Source organism: Desulfitobacterium hafniense DCB-2, from assembly GCF_000021925.1.
Lineage (GTDB): Bacteria > Bacillota > Desulfitobacteriia > Desulfitobacteriales > Desulfitobacteriaceae > Desulfitobacterium > Desulfitobacterium hafniense.
The window spans coordinates 2,103,228-2,118,734 of sequence record NC_011830.1 but is presented as its reverse complement, the minus strand read 5'-3'; the positions used below and the strand labels follow the sequence as shown (position 1 = coordinate 2,118,734).

11 protein-coding genes are annotated in these 15,507 nt (G+C 50.3%); 3 read left to right on the top strand and 8 right to left on the bottom strand.

Annotation, left to right across the window (positions count from 1 at the left end):
* Window position 1: 1 nt before the first annotated feature.
* On the bottom strand, window positions 2–1,060 hold the full coding sequence (locus DHAF_RS09770; RefSeq protein WP_242659961.1) for an Ldh family oxidoreductase: 1,059 nt from the start codon (window positions 1,058–1,060) through the stop codon (window positions 2–4).
* Between the two features lie 94 nt (window positions 1,061–1,154).
* A complete protein-coding gene (locus DHAF_RS09765; protein ID WP_011461132.1) occupies window positions 1,155–2,261 on the bottom strand; it encodes an AbrB family transcriptional regulator in 1,107 nt (368 codons plus the stop codon).
* Between the two features lie 305 nt (window positions 2,262–2,566).
* Between DHAF_RS09765 and DHAF_RS09760 the strand changes: the two genes are divergently transcribed.
* Window positions 2,567–4,828 carry a HelD family protein gene (locus DHAF_RS09760; RefSeq protein ID WP_041271952.1) on the top strand — a complete coding sequence of 754 codons (2,262 nt, stop codon included), beginning with the start codon at window positions 2,567–2,569 and terminating at the stop codon, window positions 4,826–4,828.
* A gap of 124 nt (window positions 4,829–4,952) precedes the next feature.
* On the opposite strand, the gene DHAF_RS09755 is transcribed toward DHAF_RS09760, so the two are convergent.
* The 6 genes from DHAF_RS09755 to DHAF_RS09730 all read right to left on the bottom strand — a co-directional run bounded on the left by DHAF_RS09755 (window position 4,953) and on the right by DHAF_RS09730 (window position 11,945).
* Window positions 4,953–5,705 (bottom strand): MerR family transcriptional regulator, encoded by a 753-nt coding sequence (locus DHAF_RS09755; protein ID WP_011461134.1) that lies wholly within the window; start codon window positions 5,703–5,705, stop codon window positions 4,953–4,955.
* Between the two features lie 117 nt (window positions 5,706–5,822).
* The gene (abc-f, locus tag DHAF_RS09750) at window positions 5,823–7,556 is read right to left on the bottom strand and encodes a ribosomal protection-like ABC-F family protein (protein ID WP_015943765.1); all 1,734 of its coding nucleotides are present in this window, start codon (window positions 7,554–7,556) and stop codon (window positions 5,823–5,825) included.
* Window positions 7,557–7,933: 377 nt separating this feature from the next.
* Entirely contained in the window at window positions 7,934–8,533 is a 600-nt protein-coding gene (locus tag DHAF_RS09745; protein ID WP_011461136.1) for a TetR/AcrR family transcriptional regulator, read from the bottom strand.
* Between the two features lie 83 nt (window positions 8,534–8,616).
* Complete coding sequence (locus DHAF_RS09740) at window positions 8,617–10,035, bottom strand: MATE family efflux transporter (RefSeq protein WP_011461137.1); 1,419 nt, start codon at window positions 10,033–10,035, stop codon at window positions 8,617–8,619.
* Between the two features lie 180 nt (window positions 10,036–10,215).
* Window positions 10,216–10,968 (bottom strand): ABC transporter permease, encoded by a 753-nt coding sequence (locus tag DHAF_RS09735; RefSeq protein ID WP_005813831.1) that lies wholly within the window; start codon window positions 10,966–10,968, stop codon window positions 10,216–10,218.
* Window positions 10,965–11,945, bottom strand: a complete 981-nt coding sequence (locus tag DHAF_RS09730; RefSeq protein WP_011461138.1) for a daunorubicin resistance protein DrrA family ABC transporter ATP-binding protein — start codon at window positions 11,943–11,945, stop codon at window positions 10,965–10,967. Before DHAF_RS09730 ends, DHAF_RS09735 begins: the two co-directional genes overlap by 4 nt.
* Before the next feature lie 392 nt (window positions 11,946–12,337).
* On the opposite strand from DHAF_RS09730, the gene DHAF_RS09725 reads away from it, so the two are divergent.
* Both DHAF_RS09725 and DHAF_RS09720 read left to right on the top strand, forming a co-directional pair.
* Window positions 12,338–14,911, top strand: a complete 2,574-nt coding sequence (locus DHAF_RS09725) for a molybdopterin-dependent oxidoreductase (protein WP_011461139.1) — start codon at window positions 12,338–12,340, stop codon at window positions 14,909–14,911.
* 19 nt (window positions 14,912–14,930) lie between these two features.
* Complete coding sequence (locus DHAF_RS09720; RefSeq protein WP_011461140.1) at window positions 14,931–15,506, top strand: 4Fe-4S dicluster domain-containing protein; 576 nt, start codon at window positions 14,931–14,933, stop codon at window positions 15,504–15,506.
* Window position 15,507: the final 1 nt, after the last annotated feature.

The following is a 15,507-nucleotide window of genomic DNA, read 5'->3' as shown; positions in this document are numbered from 1 at the left end:
GCTAACCTAAATTAATAGTTAACTCCTGAGCAATGGTTTGCAGGGCTGCCTGCAAGTCAGCGTCAAGGATAATCCCTTGGGCCTCTGTATTTTGCTGTTGTTCCCAGGAACGTTCCCCAGGCAGTTTGATTTCTTTCGTGCCAGGAGCTAAGGGAATCTTTTTAATCTCTTCAACAAACTGTTCCGTGCGCTTGTGATAGTCTGCCATCTCCATAAAAGCATCAGCCTTGACTAAAATAATAAAATGGCCTACATTGGCGGGTTTGTTCCCCTCACTGTATTGCCATGCCACATCTTTGCCGAAACCGGCTCCCACCAGAACGCCGGCCAAATGCTCCACAACCAGGCTCAAGGCATAGCCTTTGGCACCTGCCATAGGCAGTAAAACCCCGGCCAAGGCAGCCTGGGGATCTGTCGTAGGCAGGCCTTCCCTATCAAGAGCCCACCCTTCGGGAATTTTCTCTCCCTGAGCCGCCGCCCGGATGACTTTCCCCCGGGCCGCCAATGAAGTAGCCAAATCCACTATGATATGAGGTTTTTGTGCCCGCGGCAGGCCAAAGGCCATTGGATTCGTTCCGAAATAAGCCTTCCGGCCTCCCCAAGGCGGAGTAGCCGGAGGACCGTCCGTTAGAACGATGGAGACCAGGCCTTGCTCCGCGGCAAGCTCACAATAGTAGCCGGAAGCTCCGCAATGGTTGCTCCCTTTGATCCCGACGGCACAGATTCCCAACTGCTCAGCCAGCTCCATACCCCGGTTCAGAGCATGCACCATAACCACGGAACCCAAGCCGTTATCCCCATCCACTTTAAGAAGTACCGGAGTCCTCTGCTCCATGCTTATTTGAGGCTGAGGGTTAACCGCGCCCATTTGGATGCGTCGCAAATACACAGGAAAACGGCTTACACCATGGCTCTTGATTCCCCGCAGTTCCGCGTAGAGCAGGTTATCTACTACAATTTGCCCATCGGCTTCTGATACCCCGCAGGCGGTAAAGGCTTGCTCCATAAACCTTCTCAGGGTATTGACTTCATATCTGCTGCTGTGTTGCAATACTGCCACTCCTTCCGACACCGATCATCTATTGTCCGAACAGTCAAATCCATTTTAACATTCAGAAACCTTTTTTCTCAATAAATTAATTATCTTATGATGTTCAGACGAAAAAAGGGGCCAGCAACGGGATGCAGATGATGATAATCAGCAGGCGCACCAATTGCAGTATACTGATGGTCAGAGAATCGGCCTTCATCTCTTCGGCAACCACAAGCATTTGATTCAGGCCGCCGGGCGCCGAACTCAACAGACAGGTGATCATATCCCAATGGGTCAGGTGACGGATATACCAGCCCACAGCAAGATTGCTGAGCACAATCAGGAGAGAGAACCCGACAATCGGCAGGAGCATCTCCCGAATCGTCCGGACTATCTCCGGCGAAAACTCCAACCCGATACTCATTCCAATTCCCAGCAAGGCGATTTGCATCACACTATTGGGGAATTTATACTGCTTTTTAAACAGTACATTGGTTATGGCCAAGGCAGCCATAGCTCCGATGACTCCACCCCCGGGAAAGTTCAAAGCCAGCAGAAGCAATCCTCCCAAAGTGCCTATCAGGTAAAGGGGAAGGATTTGCCAGGTGGTTAACGCGGATACCGGCTGCTCCTGAGCAGTTTTTGACTCCGGCCCCTGGGAATCTTCCAAGTCCGCTCCCCCCAGAACAGCTCCGGCAGGCTCTTGATCAACCGCGAGGTCTTTGCTTTTCTGTCTTCCCTGCAGCCAACGGGCGATTAAAGGCACCACACTGATAATGACCACTAAACGTACAAATTGATAAGTGGACACAATGGGCACCGCGGCGTCGTAAACTAAGGCCAGCACTGTCATTTCCGAGATTCCGCCGGGGGCAGCCGCAAAAAGAGCCGTGGCCATATTGGGTGTGAATTGATGAATAATAAAGGTCATGCCAAAGGTTGACAACAAAGTCCAAACTGCGATAACGAGAGACGGCCGCAACACTTTACCCAGATCGGCCAGCTTCTGATCATTGATTCTGGCCCCTAAAGACAGACCGATCACGATCTGCAGGATATTAACGATGGTCAGGGAGAGTTCAGGGAGTCCTCCTCCTAAAACCTGATATATTCCTAAGATCATCATCGGTCCCATAATGGAAGGCGCCGGAAAATTAATCTTCCTAAACAATCCATAGCCTGCAACTGCCAGGCCAATCATCAAGCCTAAATCCAATAAAAACAACATCGCTTTACCTCTTCTTTAATCCGTTCTTTGCTTATTTCTTCCGATTGCTATATTCAGCCTATTCCCTTGGATTTCCTTCCGGGAAGATAAAATTTCATTTTTAGTAAGAATCACGGCAAGAACCGTCACCCTTGAGAGCGCCGAATAACAAAGCCGGTTTTTGGCAATAAAAAAGGGCGGCAGCTTGACGATTGCTTTCCCCCTAATTTAATTATACCATTAAATTTTTTCAAATAACATTCTTATAATCCCCAGCCATTATGTGTAACATAGGTGAAGAAATGTCATGAACAGGGGGTTGGGCTTTGGAGAAAATTCAAATGGAACAAGAATTGGAAAACAGGCGTCTGGAACAAACCCTAGCCATCGTCGAGGAACAATTGGCTGCAGCCAGACTAAGGAGCGAGGATAATAAGGCTGAGATACTTGCCGCCAAGCAGGAAATGCGGGAAGATACCTCTCATTCCATCTCCGGCCTCTGGTCCATGGATAATTTTCACGCCCTTGTGGAGTTAAGCCAGTACGCCAATCCCGTGTCGGCAAAAGTCTCCGAATATGAACGGGACGCCAACAAGATCCTGATCCTGGAAAAGTTGCTTGATTCACCTTACTTTGCCCGCCTGGATTTTACGTTCGCTGACGAGGAATCCCCGGAGCAGATTTATATCGGGCGGTCTTCCCTCCAGGATGACAAAACCCATGACATCACTATCTATGACTGGCGATCACCCATCGCCAGTGTCTTTTACCGTTTCGGCACAGGGGAAGCCTTCTATGAATCTCCCGGCGGCAGAATAAGCGGAACGGTCAGCTTAAAACGTCAATATGAGATCCATAAAGGGAAACTGGAGTATTTTTTTGACGCAGATCGGCAAATCATGGATGAGTTCCTGCGCAAGCTGCTTTCCCAGAATACTTCCCCGACCATGAAAACCATCGTCGAGACCATCCAGCAAGACCAGGATCGGGTGATCCGCGATCTGGAAATGGAATTGCTGATGGTCCAGGGAGCTGCCGGCAGCGGCAAAACCTCCGTTGCCCTCCATCGCGTCGCCTATCTGATGTATCAGGGTCTCGCGACTAAGTTATCCAACAACGACATCGTCATTATCTCCCCCCATACCCTCTTTGCAAAGTACATTGCCAACGTCCTGCCCGAACTGGGAGAGAGCAATGTTCATTCTTTGGTAGTTGATGAAATACTGCGCAAAGTGCTGCAGCGGGAAACCATCCAAACCAGGAATCAATTTCTGGAATCCCTGCTCTCCCCCGGCCGCTCCCAAGACAGCCCTCAAAAGAGAATGCTCCTGAAAAACAGCCTGGCCTTTAAAGCTTCGAGCCAGTTCACTGAGATCTTAAAGCGTTTTATTGCCGACTTGCCCCAGCGCTGGAACCGGTTCAGCGATATCTATTATGACGGGAAGTGCCTGGCCAGCCGGCAACTCTTAAAAGCACAACTCCTTAAAGACCAGAAACGGACTCCTGCTCCCTTGAGCTATTCCCTGCAGCACCTGGAGAAATCCATTTTAAAATCCGTCCACAAGCAGCGCGCACATCGTCTGGAAAAGCTGAAAACCTTCATTGGGGAACGGACCGGGCAGGAGTTTGCCGTGGAAGAAAGGGCCCGCAGGTTATCACTTCTGGAAAGCACCGCTTTGCTTAAGCAAATAGAGAAATTCACCCAGTTCGATTGTGCCGAACTTTATCAAAAGCTCTTCAGTGACAAACCTTATTTTTATCGTTTGGCCAAAGGCTTGGAGCTGCCCGACTGTATAGAGGAGATTATTGACTTTACCTGTGCCAATCTTAACCGGGATGTCCTGGCTTATGATGACGCCCTGGCCTTAACCTTTCTCCACCTGAAGACAAAAGGTTATAACGGCTATCAAGGGATCAAGCAGGTGGTTATCGACGAAGCTCAGGATTATGATCCTCTTCATTTTGAAATCTTTCAGGCTCTGTTTCCCCAATCCCGCTATACCATTTTAGGGGATATCAAGCAAACCATCGGCAAGCAGGAAGATCTATCCCTTTACGACCGGGCAAGGCAAATATTCAATAAGCAGCACTCAGCCCTGGTAACCTTGGATAAAAGCTTCCGCTGCACCAAGGAGATCTTAGAGTACAGCACCAGGTTTCTCGAGCCAAGCTTTAAACTCAACAGCTTCAGCAGAAAAGGCGATCCTCCGGCCGTCCTGACCGCTCCCGATCAAGAGAGTCTCGATCAGCTGATCATTAAGGAGATTAACGCTTGCCGGGAAAAGGGATATCCATCCATCGGGTTAATCTGCAAAACTGAGCAAGACGCCGGCTCTCTGTATGAGCGGCTGAAGGAGCAGGTTCCTCTTCAGTTGATCAGAAACGACGTGGAGATGGAGTTGAAAGGTGTGTTCGCCATCCCCGTCTATTTATCAAAAGGCCTGGAGTTTGACGCTGTACTCATCTGCGATGCCGATCAAGAGCATTATGACAGTGAAGATGACAAAAATCTTCTCTATATCGCCTGCACCAGAGCCCTGCACCGGCTCAACCTGTTTTACACCGGGGATATCAGCCCCTTGCTCTAAAGCAAAGCTTTTAGGTAAAGCACTTGGCGCTGCCCACAGGGCATGTGTACAAAGGAAGACCTGCCCTCCAAAAAGAGCAGGTCTTCCCTATTATTCTAATCCTTTACTGATTAACGATTATTGATTACTGATTGGCAGCTGCATACATTTCCGCGGCGATGCAGAGGTAGTAGCAAAGCCCCAGCTGCTGACTTTCCAGCATACCGCGATGAAAATCATCCTCCAAAAAGAATCTGGCTTGAGCGGCAAAGGTCTGGGCATCGACAGGATGTCCATGGTCCTTTAAAAAGGCCAAATGCTCCTCTATCTTTTTTTGCAGCCTGGGATCATTCCCTTTCCAGCCGGCCCGCAGGGCCTCGGCCAGGAAATCCATAAACTGCTTGGCTTCAGCGGCACTATCGTTCATCTCCTGGGCTTGCTCAGTCTCTACTTTGGGCAGCTCATACCCATAGTGATCCTTAAGGTATTGACTTTGCTCCGCCAGAGCGGTATTCCAGGCATCGGCGTTAAGTCCCTGAAACATTGCTGATTTTTCCATAATTTCTCCTTTCTTGGTGAGAACAATCGACTCGCCAATGGTCTTCAGCAAACAATCCAGTCTCTGCCTGCGCGCTATAAGCAGTTCCTGTTGTTTGGTCAGACACATCAAGCGGCCCGGTTGGTCCTCCAGGGCTTTTTGGATATCGCTGAGGGAAAAATCAAGCTCACGGTAGAACAAGATCTGCTGTAAACGCTCCAATTCCTCCGCCCCATAGAGACGATAGCCGGCATCCGTGATCTCACAGGGCTTGAGCAATCCTATTTTGTGATAGTGATGGAGTGTTTTGACCGTAACTCCCGCCAATCCGGCGACTTCTTTAACCGTGTACAGCATCATTCTTCACCTCGCGTTAAGCATAAGCCCTCCTCCAAGGTAAGAGTCAAGGCTTTTTCCCACTGTCTTGGAGACCGCTTCTTCATCCTCTACTTACAGGACAGCTTCTTAATCCTATACTTACAAAAGTTTTCGTAAGGCATTCACCTCTTGGGCTTTGCGCAGATACTCTTCATGAAGGCTTTTTTTATCCTCTTCTCCCAATCTTTGATTGAGCTTTCCGCCGAGGCAGGCCAAGTCACATTCAAGCTGGAGAATGCGGTTGCGAATTGTCACCAAATCCAACCCGCCCTTATTCTGTGCCCCTTCATTTTTTCTCTTGCGCAGATAATCATCATAATTTCCCTCATAGATCTTTAACGCTCCCTGCTCCAACCGCATAATTTTCGTGGCCATCCTTTGGACAAAATACCCATCGTGAGAAACCAACAAAATGCCGCCTGCATAGCGCTCCAGGACCGCTTCGATTTTTTCCTTAGCCCCCATATCCAAATAATTGGTCGGTTCATCCAAAACCAGAAAATTGGCTCCGGAGAGAATCAGCCTGGCCATGGCGACCCGGCACCTTTCCCCCATACTCAGCCCCTTAACCTTTTTAAAAACATCGTTTTTCCTGAAGAGAAGGCAGGCCAGCAGGGTTCGGATATTTTCTGCCGATTTATCGAAGGTTTTCATGTTTTCCAGGATCGTACCGCCCAGGTCAAGTTCTTCAAATTCCTGGGAAAAGTAACCGATGCGCAGAGCCGGGTCCAGGGAGAGCTGTCCTTGAAAATCGCGGTCAACCCCACAGAGAATTTTTAAAAGCGTGGTTTTTCCCGCTCCATTATCCCCCAGCAAAGCTGCCTTTTCACCCCTGCCCATGGTAAAGGATACATCGGTAAAGACGGTATGGTCTCCATAGGCCTTCGTTAATTGGCTGGCGCGTATGACAAGGGGCGACAGCTTCTGGTTCTGAACAGGAAATTTGTTGATAAAGTCAAAGGCCGGGAGGAGGGCTTGCCGGGGTTTGGGGATTTTGTTGCTTAATAACCGGGCCAGCTCTTTTTCTTTGGCTTTAATGGCGCTGGCCTGAGTTTTGGCGGCATTCTTATAGTCGGAGTTTTTTTGAGCGCCGGCCAGCCAGCTTCTTCGCTGGCGAATCCCTTCGGTCAACTGCCTGATTCGCAATTGCTGCTTTTCATACTCTTTGGCGGTATGCTTCTCTTCATTTTCTTTTTGGGTTTTATATGCGGAGTAATTGCCTTTATAGGCTTTCAAACCTGAGGGCGTCAGTTCCCAGATCCGGTCTGCCACACGGTCCAGCAGGTACCGGTTGTGGGACAGGATTAAAACAGATTGTTTGATCCCTTTGATAATCCTTGCCAAGGTCGCCGCACTATCCATATCCAAATGATTGGTAGGCTCATCAAGAATCAGCAAGTCAAAATCCCTGGTCAGGGTTTTACAGAGCATCAGCTTGGTTTTTTCGCCGCCGCTCAAACTTGCTGCCGGGAGCCCCCACAAAGATTCATGGACCTCGAATTGATGCAGGGATTTCTTTACCATGGTGTCCAGCGGTCCGTAGACATTGGCATTTTTACTGACTGCTTGATAGAGTTCCTCATACACGGAGGCACCTGGTTGAAAATCGGAGTATTGCTGCAGATAGATGATCAGCCCATTAGGGGGCGTATACTCAATGCTGCCCTGATCCGGGGTTTCCGCACCGGCCAGGATCCTGGCAAGGGTCGTTTTCCCTATGCCATTGCTGCCAATCAGACCAACCTTCTCCCCTTGATTTATGCCACCGCTGACATTTTGCAGGACCATCCTGTCATGATAACTTTTAGACACTCCCTCAAATACTATATTCATTTGCCCTAGCTCCTTTTTTAATGTTCTGGGGAGAAGGGCACAAAAAAAGACGATAGAGAACATCTTCGTCTTGGTTGCTTAACCGGATTTTGTAACTGGATTAATAGCCTAAGAAAAGGTATAGGAAAAAACAGTCAGCAAACTAAAGATGTGCCCCCTCCTGAATTTCTGGATTTAATTTGTGGTTCTTCGCGATCAATTCAGTGTTACACATCGTTCTGTACCTCCTGTTCTTAAGGATAGATTAAGGATATCATAGCACATTTCACATTGCAAATAGATTAACACCCCTCCAGTTTAAAAATCGGCTGTTTTTAAAAATGACGAAGCCTGCTTCCTCATTTTTAAAACAGCTGAATTTTAACACAGTGCCTAATCTATCCTATGATCTCCTGCAACAGCTTCTTCCCCTTTTCTGTAAGCAAGGGATAGAGCAACCCCCAGGCCTGCCGTTGAAATGTGGCCGGCTGCCCAACCTTTTGCTTTAACTCACCAAAGGGTATCCAATAAATGCAGGCCAGCAGCAGGGAGTCGATGATTTGTTCATACTGACCGAGAAAATGCTCGTCAAGGAGCACTCCATCTTTATTGAAGACAGCAAAGGCCTGCCTGAACAATTTGGTGTTGGTTTGATAGACCTTGCTCTGCTGTTCCCGTATTTTGGGGGACACTTGAGCAAGCTGGGCATGGTGCCAGAAATAAAAGGCATTGTCTTTCACCAGCGTCTGAAGATGCATAAACAGAGCGTTCATTTCGCCCAGTGATTGGGGAACTTGCGGAGGCCGGTACTGACCGGACATTTCATCAAGGATCGCTTCAATAATGTCTTCTTTCTTTTTAAAATGATAGGTCAGATTTCCCTTGCTGATTCCCATGACGCCTGAAATATCGCGCAGAGATACGGCATTGAAACCTCGTTGATTAAATAAGTCCTTCGCTGTTTTCAATATTTCCTGTTTTGTGCTGTTTTCCATCATGACTGCTCCTATAATTACTCCCTACAATCCATTCCTATAGCTATTCCTCTAACCTACTTCTATAGCTATTCCTTAAGCGTTCCTCAACTATTCCTGGCAATCCCCGCATCCGGTACTTGCTTAAGCTGCAGCCCGGTCATGATGCGCATTTCCCTGGCTGCAAACAGGATAACCAAAACCACCGCAATGCCGTCCGCCAGAGGTCCGGCCCATAAAACGCCGTTGATTCCCCAAAAGATGGGCAGAATCAGCAGCAAGGGCATCAAGAGTATAACCTGCCGCACCAGGGACATCCAAAAACCCATCCTGGCTTTGCCAATCGAAGAAAAGAAGGTTGAGGTCACCGGCTGAATTCCGTTGGCGAAGGTCATAAACAGGTAGATATGCATGTACTGAACGGCAAAATCATAAAACAAAGGGTTGCCGGACCCGAAAATGCTCAATATAGGGCGGGGGAAGATCTGGATGCACAAAAAAGCGATGACCGAAACCATCGTGGCATAGGAAACCGCCAGCTTATAAGCTTCTTTGACCCGGTCATACCGCTTGCTGCCATAATTATAACTAAATATAGGCTGGCAGCCAAGGGATATCCCGATCACCACCGACATGAGGAAAGCCATGACCTTGATCACCGCTCCCGCCGCGGCCAGGGTGGCCTCGCTTCCGTATATGGATTGAGCACCATAATAGCGCAAGGCATTGCTTTGGACAATCTGCACTGCCGCCGCAGCCAAATGGGTGAAAAATGCGGCAGATCCCAAGGCACAAACCCCTTTGATCACAGCACCCCGCAGCTGGAAACCTTCTCTCTTTAAAGAAACAGACTTGAATTTTACGCGCAGGTAGTAAATGGCCACCGCGCTGGACAGCATTTGCCCCAGGGTCGTAGCCAAAGCAACTCCCCCAATCCCCATCTCCAACCCAAACAGAAACACAGGCGCAGCGATCAGATTAAAGATCACCCCTGATAGTACGACCAGCATGGAAAAGGACGGGCTGCCATCGGCCCGGATCAGGTAAGATGCTCCTACCGCCAGAATTCCGAAAGGAATACCGATGTTGGTGATCAGGGTATAGGGTATAGCATACGTCATAATCGCCTCGGTGGCCCCAAAGGCATACAGCAAGGGCCGCAGGAAAACCGTTGCGGCGATGCTGACTGCCAAACCGCTGACCACCATTAAAACAAGGGCATTGCCAATAGTTTGGCTTGCTTCCTCCGGCTTGCCCTGACCCATATAAAGGCCGAACTTCGCCGCGCCCCCCATCCCAAACAAGGCGGAAAGAGCAGTAATCAGGATCGCCAGGGGAAAAGCCACATTGGTGGCCGCTATGCCTAGATCCCCTACACTCCAGCCGATATAGACCTGAGCAATGAGATTATAGACCTGATTGGTCATAGCACTAATGATCGCCGGAATGGCAAATTTCCAGATCATGCCGGGGATCGGCTGCGTACCCAGCACGTTATTCCCTTGATTCATTTTGACGGACGGCATACCGCCACCTCCATTAGCCCAACCGTACTAATTTTAGTTTAGCCCATCCGTCCTAATGCGTCAAGGAGCAGTGAGAACTTTCCTATTTCACCTTATCTTCACCAAGGCAACCGGGCCCTGCCCTTGTGCCTGGCTACAATTTCCCGACCCGGCCCCTGCGGGGGAGGTTCCAATGAGGGTTTAGGCCACAGCTTTTCTATAGACATTGACTGCCCAGCTGAGGGTGATCCCCAGTAAGGGTATCATCACCCCAAAGGCCCAAAAAACTTTCCCATCCCAAATTGTGCCGCCGGCCAGGACGCGGGAAGCTTCCACCACATAGTACAGGGGATTCAGATGAGCCAGCACCTGCAGCCAGGCCGGTCCAAGGGAAATAGGCAGCAAAACCCCTGCCAGCAGGGTTACGGGAAGCTGCAACCCTGTGACCACAGCGGCTATGGTACCAATGTCCTTGGCTACAAGCCCCAGACTGCTGCTTGCGGCAGATACCACCGCTGTCAGCAGGCAAAGCAGCACCAGCAGTACGGCAAGCCCGCCGGCGTGAATATGAAATCCGGCAAAGCTGACAACAATGATCACGATCAGGGCCGGCAGCAAAAAGGTAACGATGTCTTTCAGCACATTTCCCATCAGCAGGGAAAAGCGGCTGACCGGTGAAACCCTGAAGCGTTCGATAATCCCTGTCTTCAGCTCATGATTGATGATCCAGCCTATCCCGGTCCCGCTGCTTAAGGCAAACAAGGCCAGCAAGCCGGGTACGAAAGCATCGGCGACACCTGCGCCACCAACTGTAGGCAGCCCGCCCAAAAGAGGTGCAAACAAAGCAAGATAGAGCAAGGGTGTTGTCAGCCCCATAAACAGCCAAATGGGCGAGCGGATTTGCTCCAAAAGCCTCCGCCGGCAAAGCAGTCCTGTTTCAAGAGCGATTTTCATGCTATGTCCTCCTTTCCATCACGCAACAGTCTTCCCGTTTGTTTAAGAAACACATCATCCAGGGATGGGGTGGCTATGCTGACCGATTGGGTTTGGACACCTTCGGCTTCCAGCATTTCAAAGATGCGGGGCAGAACCTGAGCTCCGTTCTTAGCATAAAGATAGATGTCCTCCCCTTCAAGACGGATTTCATTGATAAAGCTCACTTTGTCAAATAGTCTCTTTGCTTGTTGGGTCCGATCGTCGGCAAGCCGGATTTGAATAACGTCGCCGGAAATCTGCTCCTTGAGCTCCTGGGGGGTCCCCTCGGCCACGATGATTCCGCAATCCATAATAGCCAGCCGGTCGCTTAAAGCATCCGCTTCATCCAGGTAATGAGTCGTCAGGAAGATCGTCGTGCCGCCTTCTTTCAGTTTGCGGATTTGCTCCCAAAGATTGGCACGGTTCTGCGGGTCAAGCCCCGTTGTCGGTTCATCGAGGAACAGTACTTCCGGCCGGTTGATCATGCCCAGGGCGATTTCCAGCCGGCGTCTTTGTCCTCCGGAATAGGTCCTCACCACCCGATCCGCCAGCTCGGCTAATTCAAATACGGCCAGCAACTCCCCGGTACGTTGTTCAGCATCATGCCGTTTCATTCCGTATAGCTGCCCGGCCAGGATCAGGTTTTCGCGCCCCGTTGCTTCCCAGTCCGCCCCGCCCAACTGGCTGACATAGCCAATATGGCGCCGCACTTCCTGGGGCTGACCCACAAGATCATATCCGCAAATAGTCCCTTTACCTTCATCAATCGGCAGAAGTGTTGTCAGCATACGCAGGGTTGTGGTTTTTCCCGCTCCGTTAGGACCGAGAAAGCCAAAAATCTCACCTCGTTTCACCGCCAGCGTGACACCACGCACCGCTTCCACTTTGATGATTCTGCCTTTTGCTTTGACCGAAAAGCTCTTTCTCAAGTCCGTAATTTCAATAGCATTGGACATGCAATCACTCCCTCATCGCCAAAATAATATTTTCGCAGTATTCAACAGCATTGGTAATCAATTATATTGAATACCACTATATAATAACATAGAGTAGCTGGCCATTCAAGAGGTCAGACAATTCTCCTAAGCTTTCGCGATAATCTGTGTGAACCTCTCCGGCCTGCGCTGCGCCTTCCTCTATTCTTCTGATCCCCGACTCGGGACCAAAATCAAATTTAATATTATGTTAATGATTAATAATAATTCGTTAAGATTTTACTGCTATAATTTAATTAGTCGAACTTTTCACAATACGAAATGACCCCCACGGCGGGCAGAGAAAGGAGGTTATGTTCAGCTCATTTTGTAATAATTTTCACTATATAATAATTTAAAGGAGGCCTAACAGTATGGATTTGATCGATCGAATCACCAATGCTAAATTAAGTCGACGCTCCTTCATTTTAGCCAGTGCCGCCGCCACCGCCGGCCTGTCTCTTACCGGCTGCGGCAGCAGCTTAACCCAGGCCACAGCCGATCAAGCCGCCGGCAAAGAAGGCAAATGGATCACCGCCGCCTGCTGGCATAACTGCGGCGGGCGATGTCTTAACAAGGCCTATGTGGTGGATGGGGTGGTCATCCGGCAAAAAACCGACGACACCCACCCGGACAGCCCGGACTATCCGCAACAACGGGCCTGCGTGCGGGGACGCTCCCAACGGCAGCAAGTCTTTGGCGCCGATCGCTTAAAATACCCGATGAAGAGAAAAAACTGGGAACCGGGCGGGGGCAAGAAAGAGCTCCGGGGCCGGGATGAATGGGTGAGAATCTCCTGGGATGAAGCCCTGGACTCCATCGCCGGCGAAATTAAACGCATCAAGTCCGAACAAGGCAATCGTGCTTTCTTTGCCGACGGCGGCCCCGCTGCCAAAGTTCTGGCCCTCTATGGCGGCTATGTAGCCAATTGGGGGACAACTTCACTGGGTTCATGGACTTATACCCCGGGTCCCGTCGGTTTCAGCTCCTCCAGCGGTGACAGCATCAATGACAGGCTGGATATGCGCAATTGTGACACGGTGATTATGTTCAATATGAATCCTGCCTGGAGCTCCGCCGGTAATCCGGTCTATCATTTCCTTCAGGTTAAAAAAGCCGGAGCCGATTTTATCGCCATTGATCCCTTTTATAATGATTCCTACGGCCTGCTGGAAGCCGATTGGATTCCCACCCGGCCGGCTACGGATACAGCTCTGATGATTGGGGTGGCCCACACCTTAATCGTCGAGGATGATCCCGTCAAAAACCCCTTAATCGACTGGGATTTCCTCAAAAAATATACCATAGGCTTTGACGCCGACTCCATGCCCCCGGGCACCGATGCCAAGGACAACTTCAAAGACTATGTTCTCGGCACCTATGACGGTGTCCCCAAAAATGCGGAATGGGCTGCCGAAATCAGCGGCGTCGCCCCGGACAGAATCCGCTATCTGGCCCGGGCCATGAACAAAAACAAAAAAGTAGCCCTTCTCTATGCCTGGTCTGCCGGAAGAACACAAAATGCCGACAACTTGCCGCAAATGGCGATGATTCTCGGGGCCATGACAGGCCATATGGGGAAATCAGGGCATATGTGCGGAGTGAGCTGCCACAGCGGTGCCGCTAACGGCGGGGATACCTTAGTATCTCCGGGTAAAAACGGCCTGCCTACTGTAGACAATCCTGTCAAAGACAGTATCAACCATACCGAAATGTGGCGGGCCATCGTCGATGGCAAATACAATTTTACAGGCAACAAAAAATTCCTGAAGGGCGAAATGAGAGATATCGATATCCGCCTCATCTACCATGATAATAATGCCCGGCTCCAATCTGCCGACGGCATGACCAAAGGGATCGAAGCTCACCGCAAAGTGGATTTGGTCGTCAGTCACGGTCAGTTCCTCACCACTAACGCCAAGTATTCCGATTTTGTCCTCCCCGTCACCACGGAATGGGAAAAAATCGGCGGTTTTTTGACCGGTAATCGTGAAATGTTGATCATGTATTCCCAAATTACCGAGCCTCTCTACGAGGCCCAAAGTGATGAATGGATTGCCAGAGAACTGGCCAAACGCCTGGGTGTAGATGCTTCTAAAGCCTTTCCCATCGACGCCAAGCAGCAGTTCTTCAACCAAATCGCCGGCAGCACCGTCATTTTGCCCGATGGTAAAACGGCCGCTCCCCTTGTCACCATTACGGCAGAAGACATTGCCCAGTGGGGTGTCCAGGGCAAACCACAGCAAGGCCAGATCAGCCTCAAGGAATTCCAGGAAAAAGGACTCTATCAGATTGAGCGAAAACCGGGAGATAACTACGGCTACATCGCCTTTAAGGATTTCTGCGACGATCCCGAGGCCAATCCCCGTCCTTCCGCCAGCGGTAAATTCGAATTCTACTCACAGGTATTGGCCGACACGGTCAATGCTATGGGCTATAGTGAGATCAAGCCCATACCCACTCATATTCCCCCTGTGGAAGGCTATGAGGCAACCTTTAAAGACTGGCAGGGCAAAATCAAAGGCGACTATCCTTACCAGGTGATCAATCCCCACTACCTCCGCCGCTCCCACACCGTCTTCGATAATGTGCAGTGGCTCAGAGAAACCTGGCCCAATCCGGTCTACATCAGCACCCAGGATGCCAAGGAAAAAGGGCTTGCCGATGGGGATACGGTCTTACTAACCAGCCAGCACGGCAAAACCCTGCGCACCGCCTGCCTTACCGATCGCTTTATGCCCGGCGTCATTGGTCTGCCCCATGGCTCCTGGGTCGATATGGATGAAAAAACCGGCATCGATACCGGAGGAGCGGACAATATTCTCTGCGGACCGGTCTCCACCGGCCAAGGGGTCTCCGGCTGGAACAGCTGCGTCTGCAATATGGAGAAATATTCCGGCGCCTCCCTAATCGCCGATGTGCAAAAACCCCAGCGGATTATTCTCTAAGAAAGGAGCGTGAAGGATTATGAGTCAATACGGATTCTATTTTGATATGACCTCTTGCATCGGCTGCCGCACCTGTCAGGTGTCCTGCAAGGATAAAAACGATCTGAACGTGGGAACGATCTTCCGTCAGGTCAAAGCCTTTGAAACCGGTTCCTATCCAAAGCCAGGGATTTTTCACTATTCCGGCACCTGCAATCACTGCGAAAACCCCAAATGTGTCGAGGGCTGTCCCACCCAAGCCCTGCACAAGCTGGAAAACGGCATTGTGGATCATGATAAAGCCAAGTGCATCGGCTGCCGCTACTGTACCTGGAACTGTCCTTACGGCGTCCCCCAATTCATCCCCGAACTGGGACAAATCAGCAAATGCAACATGTGCAAGGATCTCATCGAAGCAGGGGAAAACCCTGTCTGCGTGGATGCCTGCCCCATGCGCGCCTTAGAATGGGGAGACTTAGAGGAGCTCAAGGCCAAACACGGGGACAGTGTCCAGGAACTCCCCTTCCTGCCTGCTGCGGCGGTCACCAAGCCCGCTCTGCTGATTCAAGCCAAAAACAACGCCAAGCAAAATGATTTCAAAGCAAAGGAGATCTAAC